This is a genomic window from Sphingobacterium sp. UBA2480, assembly GCF_002341965.1.
Taxonomy (GTDB): Bacteria; Bacteroidota; Bacteroidia; order Sphingobacteriales; family Sphingobacteriaceae; genus Sphingobacterium; species Sphingobacterium multivorum.
Genome location: NZ_DDPA01000002.1, coordinates 34,352 through 50,449, shown reverse-complemented (window position 1 = coordinate 50,449; position 16,098 = coordinate 34,352). Strand labels below are relative to the sequence as shown.

General features: G+C 40.0%; 14 protein-coding genes and 1 tRNA gene. 14 read left to right on the top strand and 1 reads right to left on the bottom strand.

Translation table 11 applies throughout. The features are described from left to right. The first annotated feature begins 26 nt into the window (after positions 1-26). The 8 genes from B3600_RS04595 (at position 27) to B3600_RS04560 (ending at position 8,193) form a co-directional block, all read left to right on the top strand. Positions 27-548 (top strand): DUF2480 family protein, encoded by a 522-nt coding sequence (locus tag B3600_RS04595; protein ID WP_286752245.1) that lies wholly within the window; start codon positions 27-29, stop codon positions 546-548. A gap of 117 nt (positions 549-665) precedes the next feature. Further along, a complete protein-coding gene (locus tag B3600_RS04590) occupies positions 666-1,451 on the top strand; it encodes a DUF3108 domain-containing protein (protein ID WP_070563318.1) in 786 nt (261 codons plus the stop codon). A gap of 5 nt (positions 1,452-1,456) precedes the next feature. After that, entirely contained in the window at positions 1,457-2,020 is a 564-nt protein-coding gene (locus B3600_RS04585) for a DUF3109 family protein (protein ID WP_070563316.1), read from the top strand. Between the two features lie 50 nt (positions 2,021-2,070). Further along, entirely contained in the window at positions 2,071-3,042 is a 972-nt protein-coding gene (locus tag B3600_RS04580) for a polyprenyl synthetase family protein (protein WP_070563314.1), read from the top strand. A gap of 1 nt (position 3,043) precedes the next feature. Beyond that, positions 3,044-4,096 (top strand): TerC family protein, encoded by a 1,053-nt coding sequence (locus B3600_RS04575; protein WP_286752244.1) that lies wholly within the window; start codon positions 3,044-3,046, stop codon positions 4,094-4,096. Between the two features lie 267 nt (positions 4,097-4,363). Further along, positions 4,364-5,551, top strand: a complete 1,188-nt coding sequence (locus B3600_RS04570) for an aminopeptidase C (RefSeq protein ID WP_286752243.1) — start codon at positions 4,364-4,366, stop codon at positions 5,549-5,551. Between the two features lie 111 nt (positions 5,552-5,662). Then, the gene (locus B3600_RS04565; protein WP_286752242.1) at positions 5,663-6,901 is read left to right on the top strand and encodes a thioredoxin family protein; all 1,239 of its coding nucleotides are present in this window, start codon (positions 5,663-5,665) and stop codon (positions 6,899-6,901) included. 53 nt (positions 6,902-6,954) lie between these two features. Then, positions 6,955-8,193: a thioredoxin family protein gene (locus B3600_RS04560; protein ID WP_286752241.1), complete on the top strand. Its 1,239-nt coding sequence runs from the start codon at positions 6,955-6,957 to the stop codon at positions 8,191-8,193. 111 nt (positions 8,194-8,304) lie between these two features. Here B3600_RS04560 and B3600_RS04555 read toward each other — a convergent pair whose 3' ends face one another. Continuing rightward, positions 8,305-10,428 (bottom strand): prolyl oligopeptidase family serine peptidase, encoded by a 2,124-nt coding sequence (locus B3600_RS04555; protein ID WP_286752240.1) that lies wholly within the window; start codon positions 10,426-10,428, stop codon positions 8,305-8,307. Between the two features lie 321 nt (positions 10,429-10,749). On the opposite strand from B3600_RS04555, the gene B3600_RS04550 reads away from it, so the two are divergent. The 6 genes from B3600_RS04550 (at position 10,750) to B3600_RS04525 (ending at position 16,020) form a co-directional block, all read left to right on the top strand. After that, positions 10,750-12,918 (top strand): M1 family aminopeptidase, encoded by a 2,169-nt coding sequence (locus tag B3600_RS04550; protein ID WP_286752239.1) that lies wholly within the window; start codon positions 10,750-10,752, stop codon positions 12,916-12,918. Between the two features lie 59 nt (positions 12,919-12,977). Next, positions 12,978-13,733, top strand: a complete 756-nt coding sequence (locus B3600_RS04545; protein ID WP_286752238.1) for a UDP-2,3-diacylglucosamine diphosphatase — start codon at positions 12,978-12,980, stop codon at positions 13,731-13,733. After that, the gene (locus B3600_RS04540; protein WP_083295835.1) at positions 13,715-14,305 is read left to right on the top strand and encodes a Crp/Fnr family transcriptional regulator; all 591 of its coding nucleotides are present in this window, start codon (positions 13,715-13,717) and stop codon (positions 14,303-14,305) included. Before B3600_RS04545 ends, B3600_RS04540 begins: the two co-directional genes overlap by 19 nt. 66 nt (positions 14,306-14,371) lie before the next feature. Beyond that, positions 14,372-14,701: a DMT family transporter gene (locus B3600_RS04535; RefSeq protein WP_070563291.1), complete on the top strand. Its 330-nt coding sequence runs from the start codon at positions 14,372-14,374 to the stop codon at positions 14,699-14,701. A gap of 98 nt (positions 14,702-14,799) precedes the next feature. Next, complete coding sequence (gene prfA / locus B3600_RS04530) at positions 14,800-15,873, top strand: peptide chain release factor 1 (RefSeq protein WP_070563288.1); 1,074 nt, start codon at positions 14,800-14,802, stop codon at positions 15,871-15,873. A 73-nt stretch (positions 15,874-15,946) separates the two neighbouring features. Further along, positions 15,947-16,020 (top strand) — tRNA-Asp (locus tag B3600_RS04525). Positions 16,021-16,098: the final 78 nt, after the last annotated feature.

Genomic DNA, 16,098 nt, shown 5'->3' with positions numbered 1-16,098 from the left:
CGTCCGGCTTTTTTTTTGATGTAAATATGGATATTCAAACAGATATTGTCAACAAAGTTGCGCAAAGTGGGTTAGTCACAGTTGACCTGGCCAACTACCATCCTAAAGCAGACAATGTAGTCTATGATATTAAGGATAATCTCTTCCATGGCTTGATTCTTAAAGAAAAGGATTTCCGAGAATTCATTAAGACACACGACTGGTCGCAATACGAAAGTAAACATGTCGCAATTACGTGTACTGCCGATGCTATTGTTCCGACCTGGGCTTATATGTTATTAGCCAACAAATTGGAACCCTATGCGAAGACAGTTATTTTTGGGGATTCAGAGGAGTTGTTGCGTATGCAGTATGCTGCGGCAATCGAACAGATTGACATGGAACAATTTCGAGATCAACGTGTGGTTGTGAAAGGTTGTGGTGATATTTTTATTCCGGAGTCTACCTTTGTGCAGTTTACGGTAAAATTGAGTAAGGTAGCAAAGAGTATTATGTATGGTGAACCCTGTTCTACGGTCCCCGTATTTAAGCGGACACAGCCTAAATAACTCAGCTTAACATAAGTATAAGTCATCGTCCATGAAGGTCTCATTAACTCCAAAAGTTAAATTTATTTGAATGAAATTAACATTTCTTTTTCAAACAAATTTCGTAAACTTACGTACATGAAACTTATATCGACTTTGCTCCTTTACTTATCCGTTATCGTAAGTACTGCTTTCGCTCAAGATTTACCGCATTTAAAAGAATCGGCATTTAAAGGTGGCGAGAAATTAAAATATAAACTCCGTTATGGCTTTATTTCAGCCGCAACAGGGACATTAACCGTTGAGGATACCAAGGATGGAGCCGGAAACCCTTCCTTTCATCTATACGCTGCCGGCAAAACAGCTGGCGCCTTTGCCATATATACGGTGAGAAATGAATACAACTCGTATATCAATAGCAAGACATTTTTACCGTATTACTATACGGAAAACATTCGTGAAGGAGGATATAGACGGAACGATAAGGTGCGCTTCAACCAGGAGACAAATAGTGTTGTAGGCAACAAAGGGACTTTCAATTCGAAGGTAGATCAGACTTTCGACTTGCTTTCTTCCTATTATTTCGCCCGAAATCTAGATCTGTCGACTGTTAAACCAGGAGAATCTTTTAAGCTGACTTATTTTTTGAATGATGAGATTGCCACCTTAGGCATACAATATATTGGAATAGAAAAAATAAAAACGGAATTAGGCACTTTAGAATGTCTCAAATTCAGTCCTGAGATTAAACCAGGACGTATCTTTAAAAAAAATAGCAAGCTTTATCTGTGGGTAACCAATGATGGCAACCGTATTCCGGTCAAAGCCAATGTAGATATTCTAATCGGTTCGGTAACACTGGAATTACTCGAAGCCAGTGGATTGAAATACAAATTGGGACAGAAAGCAAGCTACTCAAAATAATTAGAATGATTGAAGTAGGAAATGTATTGGTGCACGAAGATCTAATCAACAATGACTTTGTGTGTAATTTATCAAAATGTAAAGGAATTTGTTGTATTGAAGGCGATTCAGGCGCACCTTTATTGGAGAGTGAAAAGGCTATATTGGAGGAGATTTATCCCAAAGTAAAGCCCTATATGACCGAGAAAGGTATTGAAGCGATTGAAGAGCAAGGGAAGTATGTTGTCGATATTGATGGCGATCTAACGACCACTTGTGTTGATGGGAATAAAGAATGTGCCTATGTGACCTGGGAAAATGGCATTACAAAATGCGCTATCGAAAAAGCTTACGAACTTGGCGAGGTGCATTGGCGAAAACCCGTTTCGTGTCACCTCTATCCTATCAGGACAACACATTACCCCGAATTCGACGTACTTCACTATGACCGTTGGCATATCTGTAAAGATGCATGCTCATTTGGTAAAGAATTACAGGTCCCTGTATTTAAATTTTTAAAGGATCCTCTCATCCGAACCTATGGTGAGGAATGGTACAAAAATCTTGAGAAAGCAGTCGAAGAGTTGTAACAAAATCACTATCTTTAAGCTTTAACTATTTTGGTATTTCACCCCAATTCATGTCAAAATTAAGAGAGATCCAACGTCCTATTGCCCATGAACTTGAGGCTTTTGAAAAAAAATTCAAAGCTTCAATGAAAAGCTCCGTCCCCTTGTTGGATCGCATTACACAATACCTGATCAAACGTAAAGGCAAACAAATGCGGCCCATGTTTGTGTTCTTTTCTGCTGGGATATGCAACGGAATCAATGAATCCACCTACAGAGGAGCTGCTCTCGTAGAATTGCTGCATACCGCATCACTCGTACATGATGATGTGGTAGACAACTCCTACGAACGCAGAGGTTTTTTTTCCATCAATGCTTTGTGGAAAAATAAAATTGCTGTTTTGGTGGGTGATTTTCTGCTGTCAAGGGGCCTGCTCCTTTCTGTAAAACATCAGGATTATCACTTACTAAAAATTGTATCGGAAGCTGTTGATCAGATGAGCGAAGGTGAATTGCTTCAAATCGAAAAGGCCCGTAAACTGGATATCGAAGAGTCTATTTATTTTGAGGTCATTCGAAAGAAGACAGCTTCGCTGATTGCCTCTTGCTGTGCCTGTGGATCGGCTTCTTCGAATGCAGATCAGGAGACAATCGATAAGCTCCATCAATTTGGTGAAAAGATCGGAATTGCATTTCAAATCAAGGACGATTTATTCGACTTTGGTTTAGATGACGTTGGCAAACCACTCGGCAATGACATCAAAGAGAAGAAAATGACCTTACCGTTAATCTATGCCTTGAATCAAGTGACTTCAAGTGAAAAGCGAAGGATCATTAATTTGATTAAAAACCATAATGAAGACACACACAAAGTGGCTGAAGTCATCGACTTTGTCCGCCAGAGTGGTGGGCTCGAATACGCTACAAATAAGATGCTGGAATACCAACAAGATGCTTTCCGGATCTTGGAAGACTTTCCCGACAGTGAATACAAATCGGGGTTGGAGCAACTGGTAAAATATACAACAGAAAGAAAAAAATAAAATGAGTCACGAATTAATGTTTTTTGGCGGATTCCTCATCTTTATTGCACTTATGCTAGCAATAGATCTAGGCTTATTCTCCAAAGGCGACAAACCTGTTAGCCTAAAGATGGCTAGCGTCATGAGCGCCATCTGGGTCTTATTCTCCTTGGGTTTCTATTGGCTTCTCCGTCACTATGGATTTGAATTGCATAATATCCATGACTTGGACCACCTTCAAGAAATCATTACCAAACACCACCACGATATTAAAATCATTCCCGGTGATTTAGCGGCGAGTCTCGAGCTCTACAACAAAAACCTTGGTCTGGAATATATCACCGGTTACGTTGTGGAATATGCCCTATCCGTAGATAATATCTTTGTGATGGTATTATTATTTACTTCTTTTGGCATTCCGGAGCGCTATTACCATAAAGTTTTGGTGTGGGGAATTTTGGGCGCAATCATTATGCGTTTCTTGTTTATTTTCCTTGGTGCAACCCTTATTGCTAAATTCGGCTGGATCCTCTATGTTTTTGGCGCTTTCTTGGTCTTTACAGGGGTCAAAATGTTTATCAACCGTAACCAGGACGAAGAAGTGGATCCACAGAATCACCCGGTCGTTAAATTTGCTTCCCGATACTTTAAGGTAACCCCCAAATTAGATGGTGGACACTTCTTCCATGTAGAGAACGGCGTGAAATATATGACACCGCTATTTCTTGTACTGCTGGTCATAGAATTTACGGATTTGATTTTTGCTGTGGATTCTATCCCTGCAATTTTCTCGGTTACCAAAGATCCCTATGTTGTATTTTTCTCCAATATTTTTGCAATACTTGGATTGCGGTCGATGTTCTTCCTTTTGGTCAATATCATCCACAAATTCCAATACCTCAAAGTAGGTTTAGCATTTTTGCTGGTCTTCATTGGTTTAAAAATGCTGCTGCATCATTGGTTGGCCGAAGTAGGTTTTACAACAACACATTCGTTGATCGTTATTGTCGGCATACTTGCATTGAGTATCATTGCTTCGCTGCTTTTTCCGAAAAAAGCTGAACCGACTGATTAAACGACTATTGAAAGCGTACCGACGGTCATTATTCGGCGAGAAACTCCGGTAATCCGCGCGAAATTACAAACGATACAGAACACCATGGTCAGAAAGAAATTTCTGACCATTTTTATGTGATATTATGCTTTATGCATATCCTATTCTCCAGCAAAAGATTGCAGAAAAACAGCAGATTTTTAAGAACAATTATTTTACAGAGGAATTTACCTTACTAAATTTTATTTATTTAATTTAGCACCACACTAAATTAACAAAATACTAACAATGAATTGGAATAAAACGATTGTACTAGCTGCTTCACTTTTCGCAGCTTCATTCCAAGTACAAGCACAAGACAATTTGATCAATGCGCTAAAAGCAAATCAAAATGACAATAGCAAATCTGGATTTACATTTACTGAAGTTATCAATCTTGGTAACACATCCATCAAAAACCAAGGTTCATCTGGTACTTGTTGGTCTTATTCAGGTAACTCTTTCCTGGAGTCAGAAATGATCCGTATGGGTAAAAAACCAGTGGAGATCTCACAAATCTATACCGCGCGCAACACGTATTTAGATAAAGCACGCACGTATGTACGCCTTCATGGCGGATTGTCATTGGGTGAAGGTGGTCAATTCCATGATGTGTTGAACTCTTTCCGTAAATATGGTACAATGCCGCAATCGGCTTACACAGGTCTTCACTACGGTACTACACGTAACAACTTTGGTGAAATGACCAATATGTTGGATGCGATGTTAGGAGCAGTAGTAAAGGGTAAAACGTTAACGCCAAACTGGGAAAAAGCCTATACCGCTGCGATGGATTCTTATCTTGGGGAAGTACCTGAGAAATTTGACTATAACGGTAAATCCTATACACCGCGCACCTTTGCAGACCAGGTAATCGGTATCAATCCGGATGATTACGTGGGTATTGCTTCGGTAACTGACCATCCATACTACAGCCAATTCGTATTGTTGATTCCAGACAACTGGTCATTCGACCGTTTCTATAATGTTAAGATGAACGATTTAACGGACATTATTGACAACGCTTTACAAAAAGGTTATACGGTAGCTTGGGCTACTGACGTATCAGAAAAAGGTTTCTCTTGGAAAAACGGTGTAGCTTATGTACCAGAAAAACCTTTCGAGGAAATGACAGATCAAGAAAAGTCAACAATGTTTGTTGGTCCTAAACCAGAGTTAAAAGTAACACCGGAAGAAAGACAAAAAGCTTTCGACAACTGGCAGACTACAGATGACCACGGTATGCATATCGTAGGTCTTGTAAAAGATCAAAACGGAAAAGAGTATTACATCGTTAAAAACTCTTGGGGTACAACAAATGACTACCATGGTTATTTATATGCATCAAAAGAATTTGTACGATATAAAACAACTTCTTTGATGTTACATAAAGACGGTCTAACAAAAGATTTAAAATCGAAGATAAATATCAAATAAGCGATTTATCAGTCCACGAAAGCACCTCTGAAATTAATACTTCAGAGGTGTTTTTGTTTTCAGATTAATTTAATAACTTAAACATAATTATGAATCTTTTGTTGAGTGAGTATGAGAAGTATAATCGCGTTATGCCTTACAATTTTATTCGGGAATTTGGCTCAAGCCCAGACTAAGGGAGTGAAATTTGTAGAAGGGTTGAGTTGGAAGCAGATAAAGGAACGGGCACAAGCTGAGAACAAGTTTATCTTCGTAGAGCTATTTGCAACCTGGTGTGGCCCATGCCAATATATGAGCAATGAGATCTTTCCCCTAGAGCAGGTGGGGCAGCCAATCAATCAGAACTTCATTAGTGTAAAAGTGCAAATGGATTCGACAGAGTCCGACAATGCCAATGTCAAAAAGTGGTATGCTGATGCGCGTGCTATTTCCAATGAATACAATATTCAATCCTTTCCCACATTTCTTATCTTTAATTCCGATGGGCAGGCGGTACACCGGATTGTCGGTGCAAATGATGCTCCCGAATTTGTTGGGCATGTGATGGATGGACTAAATCCCGAAACACAGTATTACACGCTGTTAAAAAAATTCGAGAAAAGACCCCAAGATATTTATACGGCCAAGCAGATGCTGAAAGCAGCAAATATCGCTTACGATGAAAATACTGCACGAAAGGCAGAAAATACCTTAGCGAATTCATTGGGTACGGATGAGTTATTCAAAAAAGAAAATGTCCATATTTTATTGGCAGCTGCCAAATTCACCAATTCAAAAGCTTTTAATCTTATTCGCAACAATAAAGAGAAAATCGATATTCTATTAGAGTCACCAGGTATTGCCAACCGCACCCTGGCTAATGTTGTCGTCAACGAATTATTTCAGATTAAGATTGATGCCAAACATGAACCCAACTGGGATAGTTATCAGAATGAACTCGCTGCAAAATATCCAGACATCGATTTCATCCCGATGTTCAAGAAAATAAAAGCACACTATTACCTTCAGGTGAAGAATTACGTCGCCATGAAGAATACCATCAATGATTACCTTTCGTCAGAAGATTTTACCCCACACCAATTAAATACCTTTGCCTGGACTATTTTTAATAATAGCAGTGATACTGCATGTATTGAATCCGCGTTAAGCTGGAGCAAGAAATCCATCCTTGAGGATCCAAGCAGTGCATTTTTGGATACCTATGCAAATCTGCTCTATAAGAAAGGAGAAAAAGAAAAAGCCATAAAGTGGCAAAACAAAGCGATCGAAATGGCCAGTGAGGACGATCGTCCTATCTATCAAGAAACACTGGACAAAATGATGAAAGGAATAAAAACTTGGGAAAACTAAACCTATCCCGACCAATACGAACGATTAAATTAAAAATCCAAAATACCAACATTATGAAAAAATTGATTTTAATGCTATTTCTAATTCCAACCCTCCTATTTGCGCAGAGCGAAGGGGTCAAATTTGAGCATGGGCTCAATTGGAGTCAGATTAAAGAAAAAGCGGCTAAAGAAAACAAATTCATTTTTGTAGACTGTTTTACAACCTGGTGTGGCCCCTGTAAATATATGTCCAGTACCATCTTCCCACAAGCCAAAGTAGGCGATTTTTTCAATGCTAAATTTGTCAATGCAAAAATTCAGATGGATAAAACTAAGAATGACAATGAAGATGTAAAATCATGGTACGAAGAGGCCGATCGTTTTGCCAAAGAATATAAAGTTAGAGCCTACCCAACTTTTCTGATCTTTGACTCAAAAGGTACCCTTGTGCATCGTATCGTAGGTGGTGGTGAAGCGGACGATTTTATAGCGAAAGCACAAAAATCACTTGATCCAAATACACAATATGAAACACTATTGGCAAAATTCAATGCCGACCCAACAAATGTAAACATCGCCAAAAGTATGGCTATAGCTGCCAAAGAAGCTTATGATCAAGAGACACAAGCAAAAGCGGAAGGAGTCGTACTGGCGTCCTTGTCTACGGATCAAATCTTTACAAAGGAGAATGTTAGTTTATTACTTTCAGCGGCGAATGTTGTCGATTCTAAGGCTTTTAATTTAATCAAAGACAATCCTGCTAAATTTGATGCCGTTAGTGAAAAAGTGAAAGCAAATGACTTCCTCTCCCAACTGTTGGTTAGTAATGCAGTAAACACCAAAATTCGTGCAAAGGAAACAGTTGATTTTACGAGCATAGAAAAAGAATTGGCGCAAAAATATCCGACTGTGAATACAGAGAAAGCAAGTCTCGAAATGCAACCACGTTATTATGGTTATACCAAAAATTACCCTGGTTTAAGAGATAGCTTCAATAAATACATTGCAAAATATGGTTCAACCATTACCGCTGCAGAACTAAACAACATGGCGTGGTCCATTTTTGAAAACTGCAATGACCCAGCGTGCCTAAAAGCAGCAGCTGAATGGAGCAAATTATCCAACGAAAAAGAAAAAGATGCACCCATGTATTTAGACACTTTTGCAAACATATTATATCGCCTTGGAGAAAAAGAAAAAGCAATTAAAACGCAAGAAAAAGCGATCTCACTCATTACCGATGCTACTCAAAAAGAAGAATATGTAGCAACATTACAAAAAATGAAAAAGGGTGAAAAGACCTGGCAATAAGAAGATATTCGAATAGTCAATGAATAAAAAAAGCCGCAATCAAATTATTGATCGCGGCTTTTTTATGGAGAACAAGACAGACAATATGTTGAGTCTTTGACTGCTGTCCGCTTATTTTAATTCTTTAATACCCATATTCCAAAGGGCAAAAGCATATTTATCAACTGTACTATTGATCAGGACTTCTGTTGACCTTCCCGCACCGTGACCAGCTTTTGTCTCAATACGAATCAATACAGGATTATCACAAGCTTGTTTTGCCTGTAGTTCGGAAGCAAACTTATAGGAGTGCGCCGGTACCACCCGATCATCATGATCTCCCGTAAAGACCATCGTCGCTGGGTAACAAACTCCAGTTTTCACATTGTGCACCGGAGAATATGCTTTCAGATAGTCAAACATTTCTTTGCTATCATTGACTGTACCATAATCATAGGACCAACCTGCACCGGCTGTGAAGGTATGATAACGCAACATGTCCAAAACACCAACCTCAGGAAGTGCGACCTTGGCTACTTTGGGATCTATTGTCATTGTTGCGCCCACGAGCAAACCACCATTGGATCCCCCCGATAAAGCGGTGTACTCGGGTGATGTATAACCATTCTCCTGAAGATAATGTGCGGCGGCAATAAAATCATTAAACACATTCAACTTATTGAACTGTCTGCCGCCATCATGCCATTTCTGACCATATTCGCCGCCCCCACGTAAATTCGGAACAGCATAAACACCGCCATTTGCCAACCACACCGCAACGGAAGTACTAAAGGCAGGTGTCAAGCTGATATTAAAGCCGCCATAACCATACACAATCGTCGGGTTTTTCCCATTCAAGACAATCCCCTTTTTGTACGTAATAATCATCGGAACCTTAGTACCATCTTTGGATGTGTAGAAAACCTGTTTCGATTCATACTGATCGGAATCAAACTTCACCTTAGGTTTGATATAAAGTGCAGACTGACCAGAATTCACGTCAAACTTATAACTTGAAGAAGGCGTAATGTAATTTGAAAAACCAAAATAAATTTCTTTTTCCTTTTTCTTGCCCGAAAAACCACTCGCTGTGCCTACACCTGGCAATTCTATTTGCCGAATCTTTTTACCGGTATAATCATATTGAATCACCACTGAAACCGCATCTTTCAAATAATTTGCAAAAAGATAACCACCTCCGGTGCTGATCGAAAGCACATTTTCAGTCTCTGGAATAACATCTTTCCAGTTCTCCTTTGCAGGATTCTTCAAATCAACTCTTACCAAACGGTTGTTGGCAGCCTTGTAGTTTGTTTCCAATAAGAAACTATCCCCAATATTGTCAACGACACCTGTATTGGCATCAAAATGATCTTGTAGGCAGACAATCTTGCTATTCGGTTGCTGGAGATCCTGATAATAAAGTTCATTTCCTGTTGTCGTATTTGCAGCTGAAATAATCAGGTAACGTTGATCGTCTGTTAATGAAGCACCGACATAACGTCTCGGTGTTGCAGCACCGCCAAAAACCAATTTATCTGTAGACTGAGCTGTTTTAAGTTTATGGTAGTATAATTTATGTTGGTCTGTTTTTTCAGAAAGTTCAGATCCCTTTGGCTTATCGTAACTCGAGTAATAAAAACCATCGTTTCCTTTCCAAGCAATACCAGAGAATTTGACATCTACTAATGTTTCTCCCACAGGCGCCTTATCTTTGGCATTCAGTACAATGACTTTCCGCCAGTCCGATCCCCCTTCAGAAATAGAATAGGCGACTAAGCTCCCATCCTTTGAAAACGAAACATCGGCCAATGAAGTCGACCCATCTTTCGAGAACGTATTTGGGTCCAAGAAAACTTCTTCTGCTCCTCCCTCCCCTAGTTTACGGTAGAGGACAGCATGTTGCTGCAAGCCATTATTCTTAAAAAAATAAGTGTACTCGCCTTCCTTAAACGGGGTTCCTATTTTTTCATAATTCCATATTTCGGTTAATTGATCTTTTAATTTTGTACGGAATGGAATAGCATTCAAGTAGTCAAAAGTCACTTTATTTTCTGCCTGTACCCAGCTTTTTGTTTCAGCTGAACGATCATCTTCCAACCAGCGGTAAGGATCGGCTATCTTTTCACCCCAAAATTCATCCACGACGGTTCCTTTATTTGTCGTCGGATATGTCAACTGTTGTCCATAACCAGTCGTCGCTGTACCTGCCATACCTATCATCATTAGGATAAGACCAAAATTCTTATTTATCATAAAACCTTATACTTGTTTCAACCAATCTAAGTTTTATTCACTTAGCATTTGAAAATTCAATTTGAGTTGAATATAAACAAATTTATCGACCTCTTACCTACCTCAGGCAGTTTTTTCTCTTCCTCGAATAATAACTAAAAAGCCTAGATTCATCACTTCCCGCTTGTCCTTTACGTTAGCATCCAAACTACCTACATCAAAGCGAATAAATAAACAAAACATGGGCCGCTCATAGTAGCATTAGACACATTTCTGCAGCGTATATTTTTATCACAACCGAAATTTCTTTAGATTTATTTAAATCTTGAAAATACTATAACCATGTTTAAAAAAGTCATATACCTTTCTTTGTCGATTTCCATTCTTCAAATCGGAATAAGCGAAGCACAACAATTACCTATAGATCAGCAATATCGAGCCACCCCTACCAAGATCAACGATCTTGTCCACACCAAACTCGATGTACGTTTTGACTATACAAACCAATTTCTGAATGGCAAAGAATGGGTCACTTTACAACCCTATTTCTACCCAACAGACTCCCTCCGCCTTGACGCAAAAGGCATGGATATTAAACAGGTATCTTTGGTCAATGGCACACAAATGATTCCCTTGAAATATACCTATGATGATCACTCTCTACTGATTAAGCTCGACCGGAATTACCTTGCAAAGGAGCAATATACAGTATACCTCGATTATACCGCAAAGCCCAATTTATTGAAGGCGCGGGGCAGTGCAGCAATCAACGATGCTAAGGGGCTTTATTTTATCAATCCAGATGAACGCACACCCAACAAACCTCGTCAAATTTGGACACAGGGCGAGACTGAAGCATCATCAGCCTGGTTTCCGACAATTGATCGCCCCAACCAAAAGACGACGGCTGAAATCTCCATGACCGTTCTTGACAATTACGTCAGTTTATCGAACGGTGCATTGAGCAATCAACAGAAAAATAGTGATGGCACACGTACAGATACCTGGAAAATGGATTTACCACATGCCCCATATCTATTTATGATGGCCGTTGGTGATTTTAAAATCTATCAGGACAAATACAACAATATCCCCGTTGACTACTACCTTGAACCGAAATATGCACCCTATGCCAAAGATATCTTCGGAAAGACACCGGCCATGATGGATTTTTACAGCAAGACTCTAGGCGTTCCTTACCCTTGGAATAAGTATGCACAGATTGTCTGTCGCGATTATGTCTCAGGCGCCATGGAAAATACAAGTGCAACCCTACATGGCGAACATGTACAAAAGACAAAACGCGAATTGTTGGACGATAATCAGGAGGGAACGATTGCCCATGAACTGTTTCACCAGTGGTTTGGCGATTTGGTAACAGCAGAATCTTGGTCCAATTTGACCATGAATGAATCTTTCGCTACTTTCGGCGAGGTTATCTGGCGTGAGCACGATGGTGGTAAAGATCGTGGCGATAAATCTAGATTTGAAAAACTCCAGTCTTATCTCAAATCGACAAAAAATGGAAAAAGTCCGACTTTAGCCCGTTATTATTATCATGATAAAGAAGATATGTTTGATAATATCAGCTATGCAAAAGGTTCATTGATTCTCTATGCTTTAAAAGAACAAATGGGTGATGAAGCGTTCTATCAATCGCTGAAAAAATATTTGACAGACAATTCCTTTAAAACCGGCGAACCGCAACAGCTCCGTCTAGCGATGGAAGAGGTGACCGGAAAAGACTGGGCTCCGTACTTCAATCAATGGTATTACCAAGGTGGGCATCCAATTTTGAAAATCACGACAAGAAACGGAGAGAACAGTATCATCCTGAATGTAGCCCAAATTCAAGATTCAACCGTGCAGACATTCCAGCTTCCCTTAGCCGTCGATATCTATACGAAAAATGGGAAGATCAGACAGACCTTTCAACTCAACAAGCGGAATGCCCAATTTATGATTCCTTTACCTGCTGCTGTTGAATTTATTGATGTCGATCCCGAAAAAACACTCGTTGGTCAAATTCAAATCGATAAGTCAGATGCCGACTATCTGTATCAATATGAGCATGCACCTTCATTTGCTAACCGCGTCGGTGCGATTGCATACGCCTCAAAAAATCCGACAAATACCATCAGCCAGCAAATCTTAACAAAAGCATTGGCGGATACCGATGCGGATCTTGCTGCAACAGCAATTCAAGGGCTCGATTTAAGCAATCCCACGGTTCGCAAATCAACAGAAAAAACAATCTTGACACTTGCAGAGAAATCCGAAGCCTCTGTCATCCGCGCCTCTGCGATTCAAAAGCTCGCACAGACAAAAGATAAAAAATACAAAAGTCTAATTCTGAACGCTGTAAATGACAAATCTTATATGGTTATCGCAAGTTCAATCATGGCGATAAAAAGTGCTTATCCCGATCAACTTCAGCAGTCTTTGAAGCGCATTGATCCCGATGCCACGGAATATCTAAAGGCGCTCATCACCGAATTATCGAAATCATAGCAAATTATATTGTGGCGGCGAATTTTGTATTCGCCGCCATTTTTTTTAGTTTTGGCCACATGTCAACAAGAACAAAAATTTATTTTGCCTCCGACTTTCATCTTGGATCTTACCCCTTGGAACGTTCACGGGAAAGGGAGCTGCAAATTACACAGTGGCTGGACCAGATCAAAACAGATGCTGCACAGCTCTATCTTGTTGGTGATATTTTTGATTTCTGGTTTGAATATGCCACGGTTGTCCCGAAAGGCTATATCCGCTTTTTGGGTAAATTAGCCGAAATTTCGGATCTCGGCATTCCCATTACTTTATTTAAAGGAAACCACGATATGTGGATGTTTGACTACCTCAAAAAGGAATTAAATGTTCAGATCATCGACAATGAGCTGGAATTAAAACTCAACGGAAAACACTTTTATATTCACCACGGCGATGGATTAGGTTCGGGTGATTACAAATACAAGGTACTCAAGAAAGTATTTCGGAGCCGTCTCTGCCAATGGTTATTTGCGCGGTTGCACCCAAATTTTGGAATCGGAATCGCGACACGCTGGTCCAAACATAGCAGGCTTTCGAATAATGAGGACGAAAAGTTTTTGGGTGAAGACAAAGAATGGCTGATTGGCTATGCAAAGGAGCTGGAGTCAACCCAACATCACGACTATTATATCTTTGGCCATAGACATCTTCCCTATGATGTTGAACTCAACTCCAATAGCCGTATTCTAAATTTAGGGGAATGGATCAATTACCATACCTATGCAGTATGGGATGGTGAAACTTTACGTTTGGAAAAATGGGCGAGCAAATCCTAATTTCTTTATCCGATTGCCTGAACGGTTACCACTTTCTAACGCCTGAAAGTGCTGTAAAATTGGAGCAGGTCAGTAAGAAAATCACAGCGAAAAGAAATAGCCTGCTGATCGAACAGGACAAAATTCAAAAAAATCTCTATTTTCTGGCTTCCGGATTAGCCCGCGTTTACTACGAGACGGCCAACCGTCAGATTACCCTGGATTTTGTTTCACCCGGTGGAACGCTCATATCCATGAATAGTTATGTCCATGATACCCCAGGTTATGAAAATATAGACCTGTTGGAGGACAGTGTTGTTTATCAGATAGACCAAAAGCAACTTTTTGATCTCTACGAAAGTGATATTGCCATTGCCAACTGGGGAAGAAAGATGGCTGAACTTGAATTTATCAAGGCCGAGCAACGAACCATGTCCAAGCTCTTTAATACTGCCCAAGAGCGCTATGCCGAGTTACTTCAAAAATACCCTCAATATATTCAACGGATCAAACTTGGTTACATCGCCTCCTATCTCGGTGTCAGTCAGGTTACCCTAAGCCGGATTCGCGCAAATATTCACACAAATTTTTAACATTTGTAAAAATTATTATCGCCCTAAAGCCGGATCTTTGTATCGAAACAAAAAATCAAAAAAGATATGAACTGGGTATTTTTAATATTGGGTGGATTATGTGAAATCGGCTTTACGACCTGCTTAGGTAAAGCCAAAGATGCGACCGGAAATGCGCAATGGCTCTGGTACGGTGCCTTTGTCGTATTCTTATTTGCAAGTATGGGCTTATTGATCAAAGCTACACAGACACTTCCCTTAGGCACAGCTTATGCTGTTTGGACCGGAATAGGTGCAGTAGGTACCGTTTTAATGGGAATCATCTTCTTTAAGGAGCCCGCAGATTTTTGGCGCATATTCTTTATTTTCACGCTGATTGCTTCCATCGTGGGACTAAAAGCAGTTTCCTCTCATTAATAGCAGGCTAGGTTGTTTAAAAGCAACAAAATTTCCTTACTTTTGTACACTCAATAGTAATCTAGGTCATACATTCCTAGAAGAAGCATTTTTGATATATGTTAGATAAATTACAAGCGATAAAAGAAAGATGGGAAGAAGTGGAAGCTGAATTGAGCAACCCTGATACCATGCAAGATATGAAACGTTTTGCCAAATTGAATAAAGAGTACAAAGATTTGGGCAAAATCGTGGATCAGTACCATATTTACAAAAATATGGTGAGTAATATTGATACCAATAAGGACATCATCATGAACGAGAAGGATCAAGAACTTCGTGAGATGGCTAAAGAGGAATTGGATCTTTTATACGTAGCAAAAGAAGAAAAAGAAGAAGAAATTCGCTTAATGTTGATTCCTAAGGATCCTGAAGATGCGAAAAATGCCATTATCGAAATTCGTGGTGGATCAGGTGGTGATGAAGCAGCCTTATTCGCTGGCGACCTTTACCGCATGTACACACGTTATTTCGAAACCAAAGGCTGGCGCAACGAAGTAATGGACGTTACCGAAGGAACTTCTGGCGGTTATAAGGAGGTGATCTTAAAAGTCATCGGTGAAGATGTTTACGGACAATTGAAATACGAATCAGGTGTACATCGTGTACAACGCGTTCCGGATACGGAGACACAGGGTCGTGTACATACTTCTGCAGCATCTGTTGCAGTTCTTCCTGAAGCTGAAGATGTCGATGTTGAGATCAATCCGGGTGATATCGAATTACAGACATCCCGTTCAGGTGGTGCTGGTGGACAGAACGTCAACAAGGTTGAAACAAAAGTGCAGTTGACGCATAAACCAAGTGGTATCGTTGTGGTTTGTCAGGTAGAACGTTCCCAATTAGCCAACCGTGAGTTAGCGATGGAGATGTTGCGGAACAAACTTTACGAGCTCGAGTTGAACAAAAAGAACGGCGACATCGCTGCAAAAAGAAAAACTTTGGTATCTACTGGAGACCGTTCGGCAAAAATTCGTACCTATAACTACCCACAAGGTCGCGTAACGGAGCACCGTATTGGAATGACGATGTACAACTTACCGGCAATTATGGACGGTGATATTCAAGGTATTATCGATGCATTGCAGTTTGCGGAGAATGCAGAGAAGATGAAAGACGGTCAAGTAGATTAGTTTTTTTTCAAAAAATCTTTGCAGATACGTAAACAAACGCTATATTTGCACACCTTCTGAGGAGAAGGGTTGAGGTCTGGTAGTTCAGCTGGTTAGAATACATGCCTGTCACGCATGGGGTCGCGGGTTCGAGTCCCGTCCAGACCGCTTCAAAAGAGAGAGAAATCTCATACGTTCTTTAACAAATAAGTTTTTAAGATTTTTAGGTCTGGTAGTTCAGCTGGT

Bases quoted from the DNA above. Each gene is read 5' to 3' on its own strand.
- B3600_RS04595 (WP_286752245.1), top strand. From the start codon at position 27: ATGGATATTCAAACAGATATTGTCAACAAAGTTGCGCAAAGTGGGTTA.
- B3600_RS04590 (WP_070563318.1), top strand. From the start codon at position 666: ATGAAACTTATATCGACTTTGCTCCTTTACTTATCCGTTATCGTAAGT.
- B3600_RS04585 (WP_070563316.1), top strand. From the start codon at position 1,457: ATGATTGAAGTAGGAAATGTATTGGTGCACGAAGATCTAATCAACAAT.
- B3600_RS04580 (WP_070563314.1), top strand. From the start codon at position 2,071: ATGTCAAAATTAAGAGAGATCCAACGTCCTATTGCCCATGAACTTGAG.
- B3600_RS04575 (WP_286752244.1), top strand. From the start codon at position 3,044: ATGAGTCACGAATTAATGTTTTTTGGCGGATTCCTCATCTTTATTGCA.
- B3600_RS04570 (WP_286752243.1), top strand. From the start codon at position 4,364: ATGAATTGGAATAAAACGATTGTACTAGCTGCTTCACTTTTCGCAGCT.
- B3600_RS04565 (WP_286752242.1), top strand. From the start codon at position 5,663: ATGAGAAGTATAATCGCGTTATGCCTTACAATTTTATTCGGGAATTTG.
- B3600_RS04560 (WP_286752241.1), top strand. From the start codon at position 6,955: ATGAAAAAATTGATTTTAATGCTATTTCTAATTCCAACCCTCCTATTT.
- B3600_RS04555 (WP_286752240.1), bottom strand. From the start codon at position 10,428: ATGATAAATAAGAATTTTGGTCTTATCCTAATGATGATAGGTATGGCA.
- B3600_RS04550 (WP_286752239.1), top strand. From the start codon at position 10,750: ATGTTTAAAAAAGTCATATACCTTTCTTTGTCGATTTCCATTCTTCAA.
- B3600_RS04545 (WP_286752238.1), top strand. From the start codon at position 12,978: ATGTCAACAAGAACAAAAATTTATTTTGCCTCCGACTTTCATCTTGGA.
- B3600_RS04540 (WP_083295835.1), top strand. From the start codon at position 13,715: ATGGGCGAGCAAATCCTAATTTCTTTATCCGATTGCCTGAACGGTTAC.
- B3600_RS04535 (WP_070563291.1), top strand. From the start codon at position 14,372: ATGAACTGGGTATTTTTAATATTGGGTGGATTATGTGAAATCGGCTTT.
- prfA (WP_070563288.1), top strand. From the start codon at position 14,800: ATGTTAGATAAATTACAAGCGATAAAAGAAAGATGGGAAGAAGTGGAA.